The sequence below is a fragment of the Bradyrhizobium genosp. L genome, assembly GCF_015624485.1.
Lineage (GTDB): Bacteria > Pseudomonadota > Alphaproteobacteria > Rhizobiales > Xanthobacteraceae > Bradyrhizobium.
This window is the reverse complement of the sequence record NZ_CP061378.1, coordinates 5,716,984-5,735,413: the sequence shown is the minus strand read 5'-3', so window position 1 is coordinate 5,735,413 and position 18,430 is coordinate 5,716,984. Positions and strand designations below refer to the sequence as shown.

The following is an 18,430-nucleotide window of genomic DNA, read 5'->3' as shown; positions in this document are numbered from 1 at the left end:
CATGAACAGTCCTAGCCGTGTCATCAGCTTCGTCAACGCCGCGCATTTCATCGACCATTATGCGATGCTGATTTTCGCCGCCGCCGTGATCATCATGGGGCCGGCGCTCGGCATGGCCTATTCGGAACTTTTGCCGTATGCGACACCGGGCTTCATCGCCTTCGGCGCCGGCTCGCTGATCACCGGTTGGCTCGGTGACCGCTGGAGCCGCCGCCACATGATGGTGATCTTCTTCGTCGGCATCGGGCTTGCGATGATCTCGGTCGGCTTCGTTCAGACGCCATGGCAGCTCGGTGCCGCGCTGCTCGCAATCGGCATCTTCGCCTCGATCTACCATCCGGTCGGCACCGCGATGATCGTGTCCTATGCCGAAAAGCTCGGCGCCCAGATGGGCATCAACGGCGTCTGGGGCAATCTCGGCGTCGCCTCCTCGGCGCTGGTCTCCGGGGTGATCGGGCAGTATCTCGGCTGGCGCTGGGCCTTCATCGTGCCCGGCACCGTCACCGTGCTGATCGGCATCGCCTTCGCGATGACGGTGGTGCATGAGGATCGCAAGGGCTCCAAGCAGGCGGCCGCGCAGGCACGCGTCGCCAAGCAGGACATGTGGCGCGTGGTGCTGTCGCTGCTGATCGTGGTGATCGCGATCTCGACCACCTTCAACGCGGTGACGGTGGCACTGCCAAAGCTGTTCGCCGAACGGCTCGCCGACCTGACCAAGAGCCCGGCCCTGCTCGGCGTGATCGCGGCCGCCGTCTATGTGTTCGGCGCGATGACGCAGTACACGATCGGCAAGCTGCTCGACCGGCATTCGCTCAAGACGGTGGCGCTGCCGCTGTCGTTCATGCTGGCGCCGTTTCTCTATCTCGCGGCGAGCCTGTCCAACCTGCCGCTGATCCTGGTCTCGATCGGTATCGTGATGGGCGCGTTCGGCCAGGTCACGGTCAACGATGCCATGGTCGGCAAATACACCACCGAGGAATGGCGCTCGCGCGCCTATTCGGTGCGCTACTTCGTCGGCTTCACCGCGGCCGGCGCCTCCGTGGGCCTGGTGGCCTGGCTCTATGACCAGGGCGGCTTTGCCATGATGCTGCGCGCCTTTGCCGCGCTGTGCCTGCTTGCGATCGTGGCCGCAATCATCCTGCCGCGCGAGATCCGGACGCCCGCCACGCAGGCGGCGGAGTAAGGCCGCAGGCATCGCTCCCGCCGGCCAGCCCTTCGCAAATGCGAGGGTTGGTCGCTGTACGCTCGCGCCCCCGTCAGCTAGAAGACTCGGATCAAGCAACGGCCGGGCCGAACCCGGCGCGGAGGAGGTCCGATGTCTTTTCGATTGCTGCGTCTGGCTGGCCTCGTTTTGGGAGTGATGACGATGGCCTCTTCAGCCAATGCAGATGCGCTAAAGGATCAGATCGCGCCGACCGGCAAGCTCCGGGTCGCGATCGCGATCAGCCCGGCCGGCGGCGCGTTCTGGTCGACCAAGACGGAGAGCGGCTATGCCGGCGTTCCCGTCGATCTCGGCCGCGAGATGGCGGCGCAGCTCGGCGTGCCCGTCGAGTATGTCGTGCACCAGAACTCCGGCCAGATCACCGACGCCGCGGCGAAGGGCACCTGGGATGTCACCTTCCTGCCCAAGGATCCCGAGCGCGAAACCAAGATGACCTTCGGTCCGATCTACGAGGTCGCCGACGCCACCTACATCGTCAAGCCGGGTTCGACGATCAGGAATTTCGCCGATCTGGATCAGGACGGCGTCAAGGTCGCCGCCGTCAACAACACCACGACGATGCGCGGCGCGATCGCCCATCTCAAGCATGCCAAGGTCACGGGCTATCAGACCTATGACGAGATCGCCGATCTCCTGAAGAGCGGCGGGATCGACGCCTTCGCCCTGTCGCGCGACCAGCTCAATGCGATGGCGAAGAAGATTCCGGGCACCCGCGTGCTGGACGAGACCTTCAAGCAGACCGTCACCGCCGTCGCGGTGCCGCTCGACCATCCGCTCGCCGCGGCCTTCGCCACCAGGTTCATGAACGAGGCGATCGCCAATGGCACGCTGCGCAAGGCCTATGACAGTAACGGCCTGAAGGACACGCCGGTGCGGACCGGAGCGAAGTAGGGCGCGCGTATCAACCTATCCCCGTCGTCCTGGCTTCCGCCAGGACGACACCGGATGTTTGCGGAAGGCCCGAGCGCTGCAGCCGAGCACTGCCGTGGGCGACATCTGTGCATGCTGCATAAATTGACGCCATCGCCTTGCTGCGTCTCCCCATGTGTTTATTAAGCCGTTGTACTTAGAAGACTTTCTGGATCGGCGCCGGCGACGGCCCGGTTGGCATGTCCATTGCTTTTACAGGCATCGGTCAACGACGACTGCCGTCCTCCGGACGCCGAAGCCAATGCCGGCCAAGGCGAGGGGATCCGGGCGCTTGGGCGCCTCGAGCAATCGTCGGGACCCCCATCTCCCCGGACGGACGCGCATTTCAACCAGCACGCGTCGCTCTCGCAAGGCGGCCGGCGCGAGCCAATTGCGCAAGGGGACTTTACGAATGGCCTATCTCGCACCGTCCGAATTCGTCACCAAGATGGTCGACGCCGGCGAAGCCAAGATCTTCATGTCGACGCGCGACACCGTGATCCGCGCCTACATGGCCGGCGCGATCCTCGCGCTGGCAGCCTGGTTCGCCGTGACGATCAACGTCAACACCGGGCAGCCGATCGTCGGCGCGCTATTGTTCCCGGTCGGCTTCGTCATGCTCTATCTGCTCGGCTTCGATCTGTTGACCGGCGTGTTCGTGCTGTCGCCGCTCGCGCTGCTCGACAAGCGCCCCGGCGTCACGCTCGGCGGCGTGCTGCGCAACTGGGGCCTCGTCTTCGTCGGCAATTTCGGTGGCGCGCTCACCGTGGCCTTCATGATGGCCTTCGTCACCACCTTCGGCTTCACCCAGGATCCCGATAAGGTCGGCATGACCATCGGCAATATCGGCGAGAGCCGCACGCTCGGCTACGCCGCGCATGGCGCCGCCGGCATGGCGACGCTGTTCATCCGCGGCATGCTCTGCAACTGGATGGTCTCGACCGGCGTCGTCGGCGCCATGATCTCGACCACGGTGCCGGGCAAGGTGATCGCGATGTGGATGCCGATCCTGGTGTTCTTCTACATGGTGTTCGAGCATTCCGTGGTGAACATGTTCCTGTTCCCGTCCGGCCTGATGCTCCATGCCAAGTTCTCGATCATGGACTATCTGATCTGGAACGAGATTCCGACCGTGCTCGGCAACCTCGCCGGCGGTCTCGCCTTCACCGGGCTCACGCTCTACACGACCCATGTGAAGACGGCGCCGAGCCGCGACCGCGACCGTCTCGCGGCTTGATCCTGACGGGCAAATGGGTCTCTCCTGTCACGGAGAGACCCATTTGATTTGACTTAGGCGATGCCGCGCGCGCTGAAAATATCGGTCGGGCAATTCTCTGATAAGGGCCGCAAGGACACCAATCAGGATTTCCACGGCGTGCTGATCCCCGAGGAGCCGTTGCTCGGCCTGAAGGGCATCGCCGTGGTGCTCGCCGACGGCATCTCGTCGAGCAGCGTCGGACACATCGCGTCCGAATCCGCGGTCAAGAGCTTCCTCACCGACTATTACTGCACCTCAGATTCCTGGTCGGTGAAGACCTCGGCGCAGCGGGTGCTGGAGGCGACCAATTCCTGGCTGCATGCGCAGACAAGGCGCAGCCAGAACCCCTATGACAGGGACAAGGGCTATGTCTGCACGCTGAGCGCCCTGGTGATCAAGTCGACCACGGCGCATCTGTTTCACGTCGGCGACAGCAGGATCTACCGCGTTTCCGGCAACAGCCTCGAGCAACTGACCAACGATCATCGCGTCGTGATCTCGTCCGAGCAGAGCTATCTCGGCCGCGCGCTCGGCGTGAACCCGCAGCTCGAGATCGACTACCAGAACCTTCGGCTCGAGCGCGGCGACATCTTCCTGCTGGTGACCGACGGGATCTACGAGCACGTCCCGGTACGGCAGCTCGCCAGGATGGTTCAGGACAGTGCCGCCGAGCTCGATGCCGCGGCAAAGACGATCGTCGAAGAGGCGTTCGAGCGCGGCAGCCCGGACAATCTCACCGCGCAGATCGTCCGGATCGACGAACTGCCGGACGGCGACGCCAGCGAGGTGTTCGGCCAGCCCGCGGAATTGCCGCTGCCACCGCTGCTCGATGCGCGGATGCGGTTCGACGGCTATCGCATCGTGCGCGAGCTGCACGCATCGCACCGCAGCCATATCTATCTCGCCGTCGACGAGGAGACTGGCACCACCGTCACCATCAAGATCCCCTCGATCGATCTGCGCGACGACAGCGCCTATCTGAAGCGCTTCATGATGGAGGAATGGGTGGCGCGGCGGATCGACTCACCGCACGTGCTGCGACCCTGGCTGCCGCCGCGCCGGCGCAATTTCCTCTACGTCGCGACCGAATATATCGACGGCCAGACGCTGACGCAGTGGATGATCGATCACCCGAACCCCGCGCTGGAGACGGTGCGCGACATCGCCGAGCAGATCGCCAAGGGGCTGCGCGCCTTCCACCGCAAGGAGATGCTGCATCAGGACGTCAGGCCCGACAACATCATGATCGATCGCACCGGGACGGTGAAGATCATCGATTTCGGCGCGACGCGCATTTCGGGCGTGGCGGAGGCGGCGCGGGGTGGTGACGAAATCCTCGGCACCCAGCAATACAGCGCGCCGGAATATTTTCTGGGCGAGGGCGGCTCGCCGCGCTCCGACCTGTTCTCGCTCGGAATCGTCACCTACCAGATGCTGACGGGCCGGCTGCCCTATGGCGCCGCAATCGCGCGGGCAAGAACGCGGTCGGACTTCAACAGGCTGGTCTACAGCCCGGCGACGCACCGCGGCCGCGACATCCCGAGCTGGGTCGACGGCGCGCTGGAGCGCGCCGTGCATCCGAACCCGCTGAAACGCTACGACAGTTTTTCGGAGTTCCTGTTCGACCTGCGCAATCCGAACGCAAGGTACTTGGCAACGTCATCGACCCCGCTGATCGAGCGCAACCCGGTGCTGTTCTGGAAATCGATGACGCTGTCGCTGGCGCTGGTCGTGATCCTGCTGCTGGCGTATGGGGCGCATCATGTTCGGTAGGATGAAAAGGTGACGCTTTTCCTGTGATGCGCCGTTCGCTGAGTTGCGAGCGGCGCCACATACTCCGCTGTCGTCCCGGCGAAGGCCGGGACCCATACTCCGCGGCGGATATTGCGGGCCGGACTCGTCGTTCAACCGACGCGCAACAATGACCATCGGTGGTTATGGGTCCCGGCCTTCGCCGGGACGACTCGGAATGCTTGGTGCTGCTCGCTCCTCAAAATGACGGGGAGCGAGTGGCGACACAGCTAATGCGTCGCGCCGGCGGGAATCGGGTCCAGCCCGCTCTTGACCAGCGCGTCGTGCGCCTCCGGCGAGGCCAGGAAACTGATCAGCGCCTTGCCCGCTTCCGGCTCTTTCGACACAGTCGCGATGCCGGCGGAGAACACCGTGATCTTCTGCAACGACTCCGGCAGCGGGCCGACGATGTCGATGCCTGAGACCGGCTTGAGCTCGGAGATCTGCTGGAAGCCGAGCTCGGCCTCACCCTTGGCCACGATCTCGCCGACCGGCGTCGCCGGAATCTGCCGCGCCTTGCCCTTCATCGCATCTGATATGCCGAGCTTGGAGAACATCTCGGTCGAGACGTAGACGCCGCTGGCACTGTCGGAATAGGCGATCGTCTTCGCCGCCAGCAGCGCTTGCTTGACGGTGTCGGCCGAACTGAGGTCCGGCTTCGGCGCGCCCGATTTGACCGCGACGCCGATCGGCGACTTGACGAGATCGACGCGGCTGTCGTCCTTGACCTTGCGCTGCTTGATCAGGTCGCCGAGCGCATAGCCGACCATGATCAGCACGTCGGCCGGCTCGCCGCGCTCCAGCCGCACCGGGATCGCGTTGGTGGTGGTGCCCATCGACGGCCCGAAGGCGGTGACGACCTTGTTGCCGGTCTTTTGCTCAAACACCGGCACCAGCGCCTTGTAGGCCGCGGTCAGCCCACCCGAGATCATGACGTGGACCTCGGCGGCGGACGCGGCCGACGTCAGGAAGAGAGCGCTGATGGAGGCGAACGCAAGGGTGCGGAAGGCGAGGGGACGCATGGAGGTTTCTCCCGGGACGATTCTTAGGCGTGGGTCGTCGTGGCGGGGACACTACTGCTTGGGGGGAGGCGTGGCTAGCCGTCCATCGAGGACGGGCTATGAAGTGGCAAGGATGGCGAGAGACCGCGGGCCCCTCACGAATTCACATGCACGAAATCGCGCAGCAGCGGATAGATCTCGTTGTTCCAGCGTTTGCCGGAGAACACGCCGTAATGGCCGACGCCGGCCTGCATGTGGTGCACCTTGCGATAGGGCCGCACGCCGGCGCAGAGGTCCTGCGCCGAGAGCGTCTGGCCGATCGAGCAGATGTCGTCCTTCTCGCCCTCCACCGTCATCAGCCCCATCCGCTTGATCGCGGCCGGGTTCACCGGGCGGCCGCGATGCATCAGTTTGCCTTGCGGCAGCAGGTGCTCCTGAAACACGTCGCGCACCGTCTCGATGTAGAATTCCGCCGGCAGGTCCATCACCGCGAAATATTCGTCGTAGAAGGTCTTGATCACCGCGGCCTTCTCGGTCTCGCCCTTGGCGAGATGATTGGCGAGGTCCATGTGCTGCTTGATGTGGCGCTCGAGATTCATCGAGACGAAGGCGGTGAGCTGCACGAAGCCGGGATAGACCTGGCGCAGCGCGCCCTTGCACTGCATCGGCACGTAGTTGATCAGATTATCCTCGAACCATTTGATCGGCTTGCTCTTGGCGAACTGGTTGACCTTGGTCGGCAGGATCCGCGTGTCGATCGGCCCGGCCATCAGCGTCAGCGACGCAGGCCGCGCCGGATGGTTGTCCTCCGACATGACAGCGGCTGCCGCCAGCGCCGACACCGAGGGCTGGCAGATCGCGACCATATGCGCGCGCGGGCCGAGCTGGGCGAGGAAGTCGATCAGATGATCGGTGTAGTCCTCCAGCCCGAAGCGGCCCTCGTCGCGCGGGATGTCGCGCGGATTGTGCCAGTCGGTGATGTAGACGTCGTGGTCCTGCAGCAGCGTCGTCACGGTGCCGCGCAACAGCGTGGCAAAATGGCCGGACATCGGCGCCACCAGCAGCAGCCGCGGCTGCTCCGGCCCGTCGACTTTCCTGAAATGCAACAGCGAGCCGAACGGCGTCGCGTAGGCGACCTCCTCGGTCACCTCCAGCTCCCGGTTGCCGACCTTGACGCTGCCGATGCCGTAAGCGGGCCTCGCATAGGTCAGGCTGGAGCGGGAGATCAGCTCCAGCGCGGCGGCGAGCCGGCCGAAGGTTCGATCCGAGGCACCCCGCGGTACCAGGTTGAGGTATTTCAGCGCCGCCGCAGCCCCAGTCCGCCATGGCGCCGTGAGGTCCATGTGGTTCTGATAGGCTTGGTACATCATCGACATCATACGCATCCGCCCCTGGCCCGGCTTGCCATGCAATATCGACGCCAGAGCAGGGCCGGTTGCCCGGCAAATTGGCACGTGGCTTGCCAGCAGGAATGACGGGCACCCGGGCTTTAGGCGTCGGGCGGCGTTCAGGCGTGAGGAATGGGCATGGCGACAACGACACTCACGATCAGCAGCAAGAACTACTCGTCCTGGTCGCTGCGCGGCTGGCTGCTGGCGAAATTCGCAGGCCTCGCGTTCGAGGAGATCGTGGCGGCGCCGGACGATCCCTCGACGCGCGCCGAGCTGCTGCTGCTGTCGTCCTCGATCCTGGTGCCCTGCCTGCGCCATGAGGGCGCGACCGTCTGGGACACGCTGGCGATTGGCGAGTACCTCAACGAGATCATGCCGCAGGCCGGCCTGTTGCCGGAGGATCGGGTGCAGCGCGCGCATTGCCGCTCGATCTGCGGCGAAATCCATTCCGGCTTCACCACGCTGCGGGCGTCGCTCCCGGTCAACCTCAAGGGGCATTTCCCCGGCTTCAAGATCTGGTCGCGCGCGCAGGCTGACATCGACCGCGTCTGCACCATCTGGCGCGATTGCCTCGCCGCCTCCGGCGGGCCGTTCCTGTTCGGCGAACGCCGCACCATGGCGGATGCGATGTACGCACCCGTCGTCACCCGCTTCATGACCTATGACGTGAAGCTCGAGCCAAAGCTTGCGGCCTATGCCACAACCATCATGGCGATGCCCGAGATGGCGGAATGGATCGAGGCCGCGAAGGCCGAGCCCGCCGACGTCGAGGAGCTCGAGGTCGAATATTAGGCAGTGCGCCGTCCGGCCTGGCGGCTCGCCGGCTCAAGCCCGGGGCAGGCTTTGCTCAACGGACGTGCGGCCGGCGCATGGCCTTGCCACCATGGCGGGAAACCGCGCCACGGGGGAAAGTGCAGATTCACGCTTTGCTGCAAGTGCTTCCGCCTTCGGTAACGATCGCGTCGGACAGGCCGCAGCGCGCGCAAGCCGGCTGGCAAGGATTTCGCATAGCAACGAGCGAGCTGTGACCGCGACGATGCGACGCTGCCGAAAATTTGGACGCTGAGCCGCGCCGCGATCTCGCTGATACGAGAACCGTGGAGGCTACAGATGAATCAACACGCCGTCGTCGGCAAATTCTCCCATGTCAAACCCGGTGACACCGAGTTCAAGGGCGGAGGTCTGCGCGACTTCTTCCTGTATCGCGATCTCGGCATCGCCGACGCCACCAACGGCCAGGTGATCTGCCATCTGGTCAAGGCCAATCCCGACCTGCCGCCCGAAGAAGGCACCGGCTGGCACAAGCATCTCTGCGAATTCCAGATCGTGATCATGACCAAGGGCTGGGCGCGCTTCATGTACGAGGACAAGGAGACGCTGGTGCAGGCCGGCGACGTCGTGCATCAGCGCCCCGGCATCACCCACTATCTGTTCGATTATTCCGAGGACATGGAATACCTCGAAATCGTCAGCCCCGCCGACTTCAAGACCGTCGACGTCGAGCCGGGGGTCGACAAGGTGCCGCCGCCGACGCCGTGGAAGTGATGGAGGAACGCGCGATGTCGTCTGCGGAGGAATTAACCTTTGTCGTCGGCCGCTGGCTGCGGCCGATCGTCATGCTTCTGTATGTGGTGCGCTGTCTCGGACTGATGGCCACATCTAGCCGTGAACAACGGAGTACGACTCTCAATCAGTGATTCGGACGCGGTTCGTTCCGTCCGCGTTCCGGATCTTAAGACTGCATTCCAGATGCCTCGCCAGATGCCTTGGTCGCGTCGCGTTTTGAAACAGCGCGCGGCCGTTATAGCATCATGCCCGGCTGCCTTTCGGCCTTGTCGCGCGGCATGCGCCAGGCGATGACATTGGCCTCGAGCGCGCCGCCGGTGGTGTCGTTGCGCCACTGGCCGTCGACGAAGCGGCAGGCGAACGGCAGCTGGTACGTTCCGCTGTGATCCTCACAAAGCACTTCCACGCGCAGCTCCGGCGCAGGTTCGCCATTGCCATCGAATTGTGCCAGCCGTTTATCGCGCGTTGCCATGTGATCTGTCTCCACTGCCCAAGGTCGAGCCAACAGGGTCGAACCAAACAAGTTCCGAAGACCCCCGTCCCCACGAGAAGTTCCCGTAATGGGTGAAGCACACAGCTTGAATGCGGTTTCAGTATGGTATGTCTGCCTTGCTTTGTGCATCGCAAGCACAAAGCTGTGAAAGATGGTTTCTGACCGGGAGATGACCGACGTGAGGGTAACGATGATCGCTCGTGCTGCTGTCGCCATGCTCGTGCCGCTTGCACTCGCTGGCGTCGGACGCGCGCATGCGCAGGATGTTCCCGGCATCGAAATCTGCACCGTCGAGAAAACCATGGAGCGGCGCACCAGCTGCCTGCAGAGCAATGTCGACTTCCTGCAGAAGACGATCAACCGGCTGACGGCGGATCATCAGCAGAAGCTCGACGCCGCAAATCGCCAGATCGACAGCTTGAAGAGTTCGCTCGCAAGTTTGCAGAAGCTGGTCGCGGATCTGCAGGCCGCGCAGGGCAAGATCGCGGACGATCTGAAGAAGAAGGCCGACGCGCCCGCGGCGAAGGATGCAGCGCCGGCAGCGAAGGAAGGGGCGAAGTAGGTACTTCGTCCGTCATGGCCGGGCTTGTCCCGGCCATCCACGTCTATCTTGCTGCGTAAGCGAAGACGTGGATGCCCGGCACAAGGCCGGGCATGACGAATGCCTCACGCCACCCGATATGTCTCCATCACGTCACGATCCGGCTCGTAGCCGAGCCCTGCGCCTTGCGGCACGGCGACATGGCCGTTGGCGTCGACGTCGATGCGGCCGCCCCAGAGGCAGGCGGGGCGGGTCATGAAGAACACCTCGATCAGGCCGGCATCGCGCACCGCCATCAGATGCAGCGTGGCGAGGAAGCCCGGCCCGAAATAGGGCGAGTGCGGAATCACCTGGACGCCGAACTCGTCGGCGAGCACCGCGACCTTCAAGAACTCGGTGACGCCGCCGACCTTGATCACCGACGGCTGGGCGTGGCTGACCGCGCTGGCCGCCATCATCTGGCGGAATTGATGCACGGTGCAGGCGTTCTCGCCGGCCGCGACGTCGAGCCGGCCTTCCCTGCGCACCGCGGCGAGCGTCGCAAAATCCTCCGGCGGCCAGACCGGCTCCTCCAGGAACATCGGCGCGGACGCCTTGCAGTCGCGGGCGAATTGAATAGCCGACGGCCCGTCGAGCGGGCAGTTCATGTCGACCATCAGCGGCACACCGGGGCCGATCGCCTGGCGTGCGGCGTCGACCGCCGGCACCGTCGTCTCGTGCAGCTTGATGGCGGCATAGCCAAGCTTGATCGCCTTCTTGCATTCGGCCGCGATGTGCTGCGGCGTGCCGATCCGCAACAGGCTGGCGTAGGCCGGGATCGTCGTGCGCTTGGCGCCGCCGATCAATTGATGCAGCGGGGCGCCTTTCGCCTTGCCGGCGAGGTCCCACAGCGCGATGTCGAGCGCCGAGATCGCGAACATCGTGATGCCGTAGCGGCCGAACAGATGCAGATTGCGCTGGATCTGCTCCATCACGGCGGGAATGCCGGCGGCATCGGGCACCTCGAGGCCGCGCGCCTGCGGCGCGATCATCTCGGCCACCGCCGTGCAGCTCGTCTTCGGGCAGACGTAGGCAAAGGCATCGCCCCAGCCGGTGAGGCCGGCATCGGTCGTGACCTCGACGATCACCATGTCGAGCGCCGAGATCGCGGCGGCGCCCTGGCGGAAGCTCGCAGGGCCTGCGTCATAGGGGATGCGGATGTGGTGGGCGCGGACGTCGGTGATTTTCATTGTTGTTGTTCCTCCCGCTCGCAGAGGCCGGGCGTCGCCATGCCCCGACCCCGATATCCTGCTTTTGAATCGTGTCGAAGACGTGGATGCCCGGGCAAAGCCCGGGCATGACGAATTCCCAAACGATGCAGCGAAGCGCCTACGAGCTCTTCTCGCCGCTCATCACTGGCCCGAACCGCTCCCAGCTCTCGCCCTTGAACCGCATCATCTGCAATTGCTCGATCGGCGCATAATCGTCAGGTCCGGTCTTGATCTTGGTGCCTGGCAGATAGATTCCGATCTGGAAGTCCAGGCTGGCGGCCTGCTTCATCACGTTCTCGCGGGTCAGGTTGTCACCGCATTGCTTGAGCACCTGCACCAGCCCCTGGGCGACGCCGTAGCCGAACACGGTCGAGGCATCGTTCTGGTCGCCCTCGGGGTACCATTTCGTCATGAAGGCGCGCCACTCGTTCATCGACGGATCGGTCTTCCACTCGGCATCCGCGGGATCCTTCAGATACTGCGTGGACAGCACGCCCTGGTCGGCTTCATAGCCGGCCGGCTTCATCACGCCGCCGATCGAGACCGAGACGTTGGTGACGAACTGCACCGGATGCCAGTCGAGCTCGGCGACCTTCTTGATCGCCTGTGCCGCGAATTTCGGCGTTGCGATGTTGACGAAGATGTCGGGATTGGCGCCCTTGATCTGCACGATCTGCGAATCCACCGTCGGCGACGAGGTCTCGTAGGAGGATTCGATCACGATCAGCTTCTTGGCCTGGTCGCCCAGCCCGTCGTGCAGGCCGATCAGATAGTCCTTGCCGAAATCGTCGTTCTGGTAGAGCACGCCGATGGTCTTGCCGGGATAATTCTGCAGGATGTATTTGGCATAGATGCGCGCTTCGACCTGGTAGCTCGGCTGCCAGCCCATGGTCCACGGAAAGTTCTTCGGGTCGTTCCACTTGGCGGCGCCCGTGGAGACGAACAGCTGCGGGACCTTCTTGGCGTTCATGTATTTCTGGATCGCGCTGTTGCCCGGCGTGCCCAGCGGATTGAAGATCAACAGCACCTCGTCGCTTTCGACCAGCTTGCGGGCCTGCTCGACCATCTTCGGCGGCGAGTAGCCGTCGTCGTAGGAGATGAAGTTGATCTTGCGGCCGTTGATGCCGCCTTCGCTGTTGATCTTGTTGAAATAGGCCGCCTCGGTCTTGCCGATCGTGGCATAGGCCGACGCCGGGCCGGAGTAGGGCATGATGTTGCCGATCTTGATCTCGGTGTCGGTCGCGCCCGGATCGTATTTCTTCTGTGCGTTGGCGACGCCGGCGACGGCGATCGTCAGCAATCCCGCAAGTGCCGCGGAGATGGCTTGGTTCAAGTGTCGGTGATGCATCATGGTCCTCCCTGACTGGCCGCGGCTCATGCCGTCTTGATTTTTCAGGCAGCTTGGTGAGCCGTCGGATCGATGCGTCAGCGAGTATGCACGATTGGGACCATGTTACCAGCAACGCCTTTCGGCTAAATTTCCGCGCAGCGGAACCCGCGTTTCACAGTCAGGCAGCAACGCCGGTCAAACGCCGCGCGCAGCATCCGTGCATGGTGCCCCCGCTTCGTGAGAGGAAACCGCCGTCCATGAATCCGGCCCAGAAAGCGCTCTGGTACATCGAAAGCCATCTCGGCGCGCCGCTGACGCTGGACGAGATCTCCGGCGTCGCCGGCGTCTCGCGCTTCCATCTGGTGCGCGCCTTCGCGGAGGCGACCGGGTTCTCGGTGATGCGTTATGTGCGGGCACGCCGGCTCAGCGAAGCCGCGCGCGAACTCGCGGCCGGCGCGCCCGACATCCTGACGCTGGCGCTGGATGCGGATTACGGCTCCCACGAAGCATTCACCCGCGCCTTCCGCGACCATTTCGGCATCACGCCAGAGGCGGTGCGCGCAACCAATTGCCTCAAGGCGCTCAAGCTGCAGGAGCCGATCACCATGATCTCGACCGCCCTCGATCACATCGATCCGCCGCGCACCGCCGTGGCCAAGGCCTTCCTCGTCGCCGGCATCGGTGAACGCTACAACCACGCCAATGGCAGCACCGCCGGGATTCCAAACCAGTGGCAGGGCTTCCACGTGCAATGCGCCAATATTCCCCGCCGCGTCGGCAAGGTCTCCTACGGCGTCTGCTGCAACGGTGACGACGCCGGCAATTTCGATTACGTCGCCGGCGTCGAGGTCACCGATTTCTCCGACCTGCCGCGCGAATTCGCCCGCGTCCGCATCCCCGAGCAGAAGTACCTCGTGTTCAAGCACGCCGACCACATCTCGACCATCCGCCGCACCGTCAACACGATCTGGAATCGCTGGCTGCCGCAATCAGGCATGAAGGTCGCCGACGCGCCGAACTTCGAGCGCTATGACGAGAGCTTCGATGGAGCGACCGGCAATGGCGGGCTGGAGATCTGGGTGCCGGTGCGGGAGTAGGTGCGCCGCGGGCAGAGCGCGGCGTCATTCGCAACAGTCAGTGCCACAAACCCGATGTCGTCCCGGCGAAGGCCGGGACCCATAACCACCGAAGTTCGTTGTTGCCCGACGCTGGGGCCACAGCCTTTTTCAATTAGCTCATCCTGTGGTTATGAGTCCCGGCTTTCGCCGGGACGACGGCGCCAAGGGTGGGCAAAGGCGGGCTTGCGCCGTGCCCACCATCCACGTCGTGCTCGATAGATCACGCGGCCAGGCCCTTGATCCGGCACATGCCGATCGCGGCGCGCGCCCTCGCGCCGGTCTCCGCCGAGGTCGCGTTGCAGCGATGGAGATAGTAGCTGACGCTGATGAATTGGCTGAGATTTCCGGTCACGGAGACCCTTGCATAGATCGAGTTCTTGCTGTCGAGGCCGGAGAATTCACCGTTGCTGGGTATGCTGCGCGTTGGTCGAACGGCATCGAGCACGGTGAACTGTCCCGCGGAGATCTCGCCAAACGCTTTCGCTTTGCTCTCGATGAGACTCCAGAGGATGCCGGACAATTGGCGAGCATCCGCGCATTGCTTGATCTGTCCGAAGCCGATCGTCAGCTCCTCGTTGGTCGAAGGATTGACGAAATCGAGCACGTCATTGTCCGATTGATCGACCCAGCCGGCGGGAAGCGCGATCGACAGCGTCTCGTTCTCGAGGTGGATCGGCACGGAAGTCTCCGTTGGCGCGGGCGATGGGGCGGACAAAACTCAGCTTACGCCTGCGGCGCAGCGGGTGCGACAAAATAACCCGACGGGCAACTCGCCAAAGCCTGTCAACCCAAGCGTCTCTGGAATACTGGATCACCGGCATGCGCGGGTGATGACACCGTTTAAGGGGCTGCGCCTGTGCTAATGCGACCTTGCCAGACAGAACGCCACCACCTCTTCCAGCGCCGTCTTCATCGGCGACGATGGGAATAGTGCCAGCGCGTCGACCGCCATGGCGCCGTAGTGCTGGGCGCGGCTGATGGTGTCTTCCAGGGCGCGGTGCTTGGTCATCAGGCCGATGGCATGGTCGAGGTCACTCGCGCCGATCTCGCCGCGCTCCAGCGCGCGGATCCAGAATTTGCGCTCGGTGTCGTTGCCGCGGCGGAAGGCGAGCACCACGGGGAGCGTGATCTTGCCCTCGCGGAAATCGTCACCGACATTCTTGCCGAGCTTGGCGGACTTGCCGCCATAGTCGAGCACGTCGTCGACCAGCTGGAAGGCGATGCCGAGATTCATGCCGACCGAGCGGCAGGCGGTCTGCTCGGCCTTGGGACGGTTGGCGATCACGGGGCCGACCTCGCAGGCTGCCGCGAACAATTCGGCGGTCTTGCCGCGGATGACGGCGAGATACTCGTCCTCGGTGGTCGCGGTGTTCTTGGCCGCGGCAAGCTGCATCACCTCGCCCTCGGCGATGGTGGCGGCCGCCGCCGACAGGATGTCGAGCGCGCGCAGCGAGCCGACCTCGACCATCATCCGGAACGCCTGGCCGAGCAGGAAGTCGCCGACCAGGACGCTCGCCTCGTTGCCCCACAGCATCCGCGCCGAGAGCTTGCCGCGGCGCAGCTCGCTCTCGTCGACGACGTCGTCGTGCAACAGGGTCGCGGTGTGCATGAACTCGACCGCGGCGGCAAGCTTGATATGGCCGTCGCCGGAATAGTCGGCCAATTGGGCCATCGCCAGGGTCAGCATCGGTCGCAGCCGCTTGCCCCCGGAGGAGATCAGGTGGTTGGCGACCTCGGGGATCATGGTGACCTCCGAGCCGGTCCGCGAGATGATGGTCGCGTTGACCCGCTCCATGTCGGCGGCGACAAGCCCCACCAGCCCGTCGATCGACGCATTGGACGGGCTTTCGAAGGGAACAATAACCGCCACGCTGGTCTCCACTTTTGTCGAATTGGCACTATCCTCAGCTATAACAATAGAAACTGCGCCGCGACGCGGCAAGACCACGAAGTTGTTGACATCCGTCGCAGCGGCCGGACAGCCCGGTGCAGAGGAGAGCGTGACTTGCGGGAATTGGTTCGAACCAACGACATGGTGCTGGTCTCCGCCATCGGTGCGCTGCTTGATGGCGCTAACATCCATCACCTGGTGCTGGACCAGAACATGAGCATCATCGAGGGCTCGCTCGGCGTGCTGCCGCGGCGGATCCTGGTGCACGAGGATGACAACCATGAGGCCCGCCAGCTCCTGACCGATGCCGGCCTTGGCCATGAATTGCGGGCCGATGATTAGAGCGTTTTCAAGCGACGAGGGCCCCGGTTCGCGCGACGAAAACGCGTCAAGAAAGCAGTCTCTCGCCGTTGATGTGACCGAGGACGGATTCCTCGGCGGGCAGTTGACGTTGCAGCAGCCGCGCAGCGGCCATCGCGCCGGCCATGACGCGATCCTGCTGGCCGCAGCGACGGCGGCGCAACCGGGCGATCGCGTGGTCGATCTCGGTTCCGGCGTCGGCGCGGCGGGCCTCGCCGTGGCCCGGCGGGTTGGCGCGATCGATCTGGCGCTGGTCGAGATCGATCCCGATCTGGCTCAGCTGGCGCGGAATAATGCCGCAGCCAATGCGATCAGGGCCGATGTGGTCATCCTCGATGTCGAAGCGGACGCGTCAGCCTTTGCCGACGCCGCCCTCGGCCCCGACAGCGCCGACGTCGTGCTGATGAACCCGCCGTTCAACGATGCCACGAGGCATCGTGCCTCGCCGGATAGCGTGCGCCAGCGGGCGCATGTCGCGACCGCGACCACGCTCGCCGGCTGGGTTCACGTGGCGCGGCGGATGCTGAAATCGAACGGGCGGCTTGCGATGATCTGGCGGGCTGACGGGCTTGCCGAGGTGCTCGATGCGCTCGACCGCGGCTTTGGCAGTGTCGAGATACTGCCGGTTCATGCCAATGCAGTGTCGCCGGCGATCCGAATCCTGGTTCGCGCCGTCAAAGGCGGCCGGGCGCCGCTGCGGCTGCATGCCGCGCTCGTGCTCAATGATGAGTCAGGCGTGCCCAATAAATGGGTTCAGGAGGTCATGGCTGGAAAGGGAGGGTTGCCGCTGGCGCGGCCTTGAGCGGGCAATCGAATGCCCGCTTCAGTGGCACGAAATCACTGCGGAGCCGTTTCCGACTGGCGTTCCGGCGTTGACGTGAAGCGGATCGCCGTGAGCAGTGTACCGATCAGCAAAATCAGCAGGTAGATCTTCATGTCTCTCTCCGCCGCGCATTTGCAGCCCCAACAACGACAATGCAAAACGCGTTCCGGGTAATCCAATGACAGTGGCGTGATAAAAAGTGGTTAATTCGAGGTAACGGCATGAGTGAACAAAGAAGTGATCGCGGCGCGCAGTCCGGCGTGCTCGAACGGATGCAGGGCATGCTTCCGGCGCGGTTCAGGCGCGGCGTGGCCGTCGTGCCGGTGGTCCGGCTGTCAGGCGTGATCGGCGCGGTGACGCCGTTGCGTCCGGGCATGACGCTCTCGGGCGTCGCCAGGATGCTGGAGCGCGCCTTTGGCACGCGGAATGCCAAGGCAGTTGCATTGGTGATCAATTCGCCCGGCGGCTCGCCGGTGCAGTCGCGCCAGATCTATCTGCGCATCCGGCAACTCGCCGCCGAGAAGAAGCTGCCGGTGCTGGTGTTCGTCGAGGACGTCGCGGCCTCCGGCGGTTACATGATCGCCTGCGCCGGCGACGAGATCTATTGCGACCCGTCCTCGATCCTCGGTTCGATCGGCGTGGTCGGCGGCAGTTTCGGCCTCGAAGGGCTGATCAAGAAAATCGGAGTCGAGCGGCGGCTCTATACGGCCGGCAGCCACAAGGCGATGCTCGATCCGTTCCTCCCCGAGAACCCGGACGATGTCGCCCGGCTGAAGGCGATCCAGCGCGAGATCCACGCGATCTTCATCGCGCTGGTCAAGCAGAGCCGCGGCGGCCGGCTCAAGGGCGCCGACGATCTGCTGTTCACCGGCGAATACTGGGCGGGCGAGACCGCGGTCGGTCTCGGGCTCGCCGACGGCATCGGTGACCTCCGCTCCACCCTGCGCGCCCGCTATGGCGAGAAGGTGCTGACACCGGTGATCGCGCCGGCGGCCGGCCTGTTGTCCGGCTTGCTCGGCCGGCGCGCGCCGGGGGCGGGATCCATGGCGGCGCTGGAGGGGGTTGCCGGCTTGCCGGAGGAACTGATCTCGGCGCTGGAAACGCGGGCGATTTGGGGGCGATTCGGGTTCTGACACGTGGATGTGAGCGCGCCATTTAGCCCCAAAAGCGCGATTGCGGCGCAGCCCAGGTTGCGCAAGAATGGCCGTCATTGGGGGCCTGACAGACGTGAACGACAAGGATCGACCGATGCCGCCGCTGATTGCATTCGCAGGCGTCCTGGGAGGCTTGGCCGTGGTCCGCTGGGCGTACAAGACGGCCGTTCGGATCAACCAGGAACTGGAAGAGGCGCGACTTTCCCGCGTGGCTGAGACCGGGCATGCGAACGAGATCAAGACCCTGCGCCGCGACCCCGTGACCGGGGCCTACCGGCCGGTGTAGCTCTCGCCGTCATTCCGGGGCGTGTGCGAAGCGCACGAACCCGAAA

General features: G+C 64.4%; 19 protein-coding genes. 12 read left to right on the top strand and 7 right to left on the bottom strand.

Going from position 1 to position 18,430, the window contains the following annotated elements:
- The first annotated feature begins 1 nt into the window (after nucleotide 1).
- From IC762_RS27355 to IC762_RS27340, 4 genes are all read left to right on the top strand, one after another.
- Entirely contained in the window at nucleotides 2–1,183 is a 1,182-nt protein-coding gene (locus tag IC762_RS27355; protein ID WP_195785284.1) for an MFS transporter, read from the top strand.
- Nucleotides 1,184–1,366: 183 nt separating this feature from the next.
- Entirely contained in the window at nucleotides 1,367–2,113 is a 747-nt protein-coding gene (locus IC762_RS27350) for a transporter substrate-binding domain-containing protein (RefSeq protein WP_195785283.1), read from the top strand.
- A gap of 430 nt (nucleotides 2,114–2,543) precedes the next feature.
- On the top strand, nucleotides 2,544–3,368 hold the full coding sequence (locus tag IC762_RS27345) for a formate/nitrite transporter family protein (protein WP_195785282.1): 825 nt from the start codon (nucleotides 2,544–2,546) through the stop codon (nucleotides 3,366–3,368).
- A 60-nt stretch (nucleotides 3,369–3,428) separates the two neighbouring features.
- Nucleotides 3,429–5,162, top strand: a complete 1,734-nt coding sequence (locus IC762_RS27340; RefSeq protein ID WP_195785281.1) for a bifunctional protein-serine/threonine kinase/phosphatase — start codon at nucleotides 3,429–3,431, stop codon at nucleotides 5,160–5,162.
- Between the two features lie 248 nt (nucleotides 5,163–5,410).
- Here the strand turns inward: IC762_RS27340 and IC762_RS27335 are convergent, their stop codons facing one another.
- Entirely contained in the window at nucleotides 5,411–6,202 is a 792-nt protein-coding gene (locus IC762_RS27335) for a substrate-binding domain-containing protein (protein WP_195785280.1), read from the bottom strand.
- A 134-nt stretch (nucleotides 6,203–6,336) separates the two neighbouring features.
- Nucleotides 6,337–7,560: a polyhydroxyalkanoate depolymerase gene (locus IC762_RS27330; RefSeq protein WP_195790311.1), complete on the bottom strand. Its 1,224-nt coding sequence runs from the start codon at nucleotides 7,558–7,560 to the stop codon at nucleotides 6,337–6,339.
- Nucleotides 7,561–7,707: 147 nt separating this feature from the next.
- On the opposite strand from IC762_RS27330, the gene IC762_RS27325 reads away from it, so the two are divergent.
- Both IC762_RS27325 and IC762_RS27320 read left to right on the top strand, forming a co-directional pair.
- The gene (locus tag IC762_RS27325) at nucleotides 7,708–8,364 is read left to right on the top strand and encodes a glutathione S-transferase family protein (RefSeq protein WP_195785279.1); all 657 of its coding nucleotides are present in this window, start codon (nucleotides 7,708–7,710) and stop codon (nucleotides 8,362–8,364) included.
- A gap of 318 nt (nucleotides 8,365–8,682) precedes the next feature.
- The gene (locus IC762_RS27320; protein WP_195785278.1) at nucleotides 8,683–9,117 is read left to right on the top strand and encodes a cupin domain-containing protein; all 435 of its coding nucleotides are present in this window, start codon (nucleotides 8,683–8,685) and stop codon (nucleotides 9,115–9,117) included.
- 256 nt (nucleotides 9,118–9,373) lie between these two features.
- Here IC762_RS27320 and IC762_RS27315 read toward each other — a convergent pair whose 3' ends face one another.
- On the bottom strand, nucleotides 9,374–9,610 hold the full coding sequence (locus IC762_RS27315) for a hypothetical protein (protein WP_195785277.1): 237 nt from the start codon (nucleotides 9,608–9,610) through the stop codon (nucleotides 9,374–9,376).
- Nucleotides 9,611–9,845: 235 nt separating this feature from the next.
- Between IC762_RS27315 and IC762_RS27310 the strand changes: the two genes are divergently transcribed.
- Nucleotides 9,846–10,193, top strand: a complete 348-nt coding sequence (locus IC762_RS27310; RefSeq protein ID WP_246801701.1) for a hypothetical protein — start codon at nucleotides 9,846–9,848, stop codon at nucleotides 10,191–10,193.
- A 104-nt stretch (nucleotides 10,194–10,297) separates the two neighbouring features.
- Here the strand turns inward: IC762_RS27310 and IC762_RS27305 are convergent, their stop codons facing one another.
- Together IC762_RS27305 and IC762_RS27300 are read right to left on the bottom strand one after the other, a co-directional pair.
- Nucleotides 10,298–11,401, bottom strand: a complete 1,104-nt coding sequence (locus IC762_RS27305; RefSeq protein ID WP_195785275.1) for a mandelate racemase/muconate lactonizing enzyme family protein — start codon at nucleotides 11,399–11,401, stop codon at nucleotides 10,298–10,300.
- A gap of 139 nt (nucleotides 11,402–11,540) precedes the next feature.
- A complete protein-coding gene (locus IC762_RS27300) occupies nucleotides 11,541–12,773 on the bottom strand; it encodes an ABC transporter substrate-binding protein (RefSeq protein ID WP_195785274.1) in 1,233 nt (410 codons plus the stop codon).
- A gap of 236 nt (nucleotides 12,774–13,009) precedes the next feature.
- Between IC762_RS27300 and IC762_RS27295 the strand changes: the two genes are divergently transcribed.
- Entirely contained in the window at nucleotides 13,010–13,849 is an 840-nt protein-coding gene (locus tag IC762_RS27295; protein ID WP_195785273.1) for an AraC family transcriptional regulator, read from the top strand.
- A gap of 241 nt (nucleotides 13,850–14,090) precedes the next feature.
- Here the strand turns inward: IC762_RS27295 and IC762_RS27290 are convergent, their stop codons facing one another.
- The gene (locus IC762_RS27290) at nucleotides 14,091–14,549 is read right to left on the bottom strand and encodes a hypothetical protein (protein ID WP_195785272.1); all 459 of its coding nucleotides are present in this window, start codon (nucleotides 14,547–14,549) and stop codon (nucleotides 14,091–14,093) included.
- Nucleotides 14,550–14,729: 180 nt separating this feature from the next.
- Nucleotides 14,730–15,740, bottom strand: coding sequence for a polyprenyl synthetase family protein (locus IC762_RS27285; protein ID WP_195785271.1), 1,011 nt, complete (start codon nucleotides 15,738–15,740; stop codon nucleotides 14,730–14,732).
- A 135-nt stretch (nucleotides 15,741–15,875) separates the two neighbouring features.
- Here IC762_RS27285 and IC762_RS27280 point away from each other — a divergent pair, with 135 nt between their 5' ends.
- The 4 genes from IC762_RS27280 to IC762_RS27265 all read left to right on the top strand — a co-directional run bounded on the left by IC762_RS27280 (nucleotide 15,876) and on the right by IC762_RS27265 (nucleotide 18,384).
- Nucleotides 15,876–16,103 (top strand): DUF2007 domain-containing protein, encoded by a 228-nt coding sequence (locus IC762_RS27280; protein ID WP_195785270.1) that lies wholly within the window; start codon nucleotides 15,876–15,878, stop codon nucleotides 16,101–16,103.
- Between the two features lie 73 nt (nucleotides 16,104–16,176).
- Nucleotides 16,177–16,923, top strand: coding sequence for a tRNA1(Val) (adenine(37)-N6)-methyltransferase (locus IC762_RS27275; protein WP_246801268.1), 747 nt, complete (start codon nucleotides 16,177–16,179; stop codon nucleotides 16,921–16,923).
- Nucleotides 16,924–17,165: 242 nt separating this feature from the next.
- Complete coding sequence (locus tag IC762_RS27270) at nucleotides 17,166–18,077, top strand: S49 family peptidase (RefSeq protein WP_195785268.1); 912 nt, start codon at nucleotides 17,166–17,168, stop codon at nucleotides 18,075–18,077.
- A gap of 115 nt (nucleotides 18,078–18,192) precedes the next feature.
- A complete protein-coding gene (locus tag IC762_RS27265; protein WP_195785267.1) occupies nucleotides 18,193–18,384 on the top strand; it encodes a hypothetical protein in 192 nt (63 codons plus the stop codon).
- Nucleotides 18,385–18,430 lie beyond the last annotated feature (46 nt).

Excerpts from the sequence above, each read along its gene's own strand:
- IC762_RS27345 (WP_195785282.1), top strand. The coding sequence starts at position 2,544 with ATGGCCTATCTCGCACCGTCCGAATTCGTCACCAAGATGGTCGACGCC.
- IC762_RS27310 (WP_246801701.1), top strand. The coding sequence starts at position 9,846 with ATGCTCGTGCCGCTTGCACTCGCTGGCGTCGGACGCGCGCATGCGCAG.
- IC762_RS27320 (WP_195785278.1), top strand. The coding sequence starts at position 8,683 with ATGAATCAACACGCCGTCGTCGGCAAATTCTCCCATGTCAAACCCGGT.
- IC762_RS27305 (WP_195785275.1), bottom strand. The coding sequence starts at position 11,401 with ATGAAAATCACCGACGTCCGCGCCCACCACATCCGCATCCCCTATGAC.
- IC762_RS27315 (WP_195785277.1), bottom strand. The coding sequence starts at position 9,610 with ATGGCAACGCGCGATAAACGGCTGGCACAATTCGATGGCAATGGCGAA.
- IC762_RS27350 (WP_195785283.1), top strand. The coding sequence starts at position 1,367 with ATGGCCTCTTCAGCCAATGCAGATGCGCTAAAGGATCAGATCGCGCCG.
- IC762_RS27355 (WP_195785284.1), top strand. The coding sequence starts at position 2 with ATGAACAGTCCTAGCCGTGTCATCAGCTTCGTCAACGCCGCGCATTTC.
- IC762_RS27325 (WP_195785279.1), top strand. The coding sequence starts at position 7,708 with ATGGCGACAACGACACTCACGATCAGCAGCAAGAACTACTCGTCCTGG.
- IC762_RS27270 (WP_195785268.1), top strand. The coding sequence starts at position 17,166 with ATGAGTGAACAAAGAAGTGATCGCGGCGCGCAGTCCGGCGTGCTCGAA.
- IC762_RS27340 (WP_195785281.1), top strand. The coding sequence starts at position 3,429 with ATGCCGCGCGCGCTGAAAATATCGGTCGGGCAATTCTCTGATAAGGGC.
- IC762_RS27330 (WP_195790311.1), bottom strand. The coding sequence starts at position 7,560 with ATGATGTCGATGATGTACCAAGCCTATCAGAACCACATGGACCTCACG.
- IC762_RS27335 (WP_195785280.1), bottom strand. The coding sequence starts at position 6,202 with ATGCGTCCCCTCGCCTTCCGCACCCTTGCGTTCGCCTCCATCAGCGCT.
- IC762_RS27265 (WP_195785267.1), top strand. The coding sequence starts at position 18,193 with ATGCCGCCGCTGATTGCATTCGCAGGCGTCCTGGGAGGCTTGGCCGTG.
- IC762_RS27295 (WP_195785273.1), top strand. The coding sequence starts at position 13,010 with ATGAATCCGGCCCAGAAAGCGCTCTGGTACATCGAAAGCCATCTCGGC.
- IC762_RS27300 (WP_195785274.1), bottom strand. The coding sequence starts at position 12,773 with ATGATGCATCACCGACACTTGAACCAAGCCATCTCCGCGGCACTTGCG.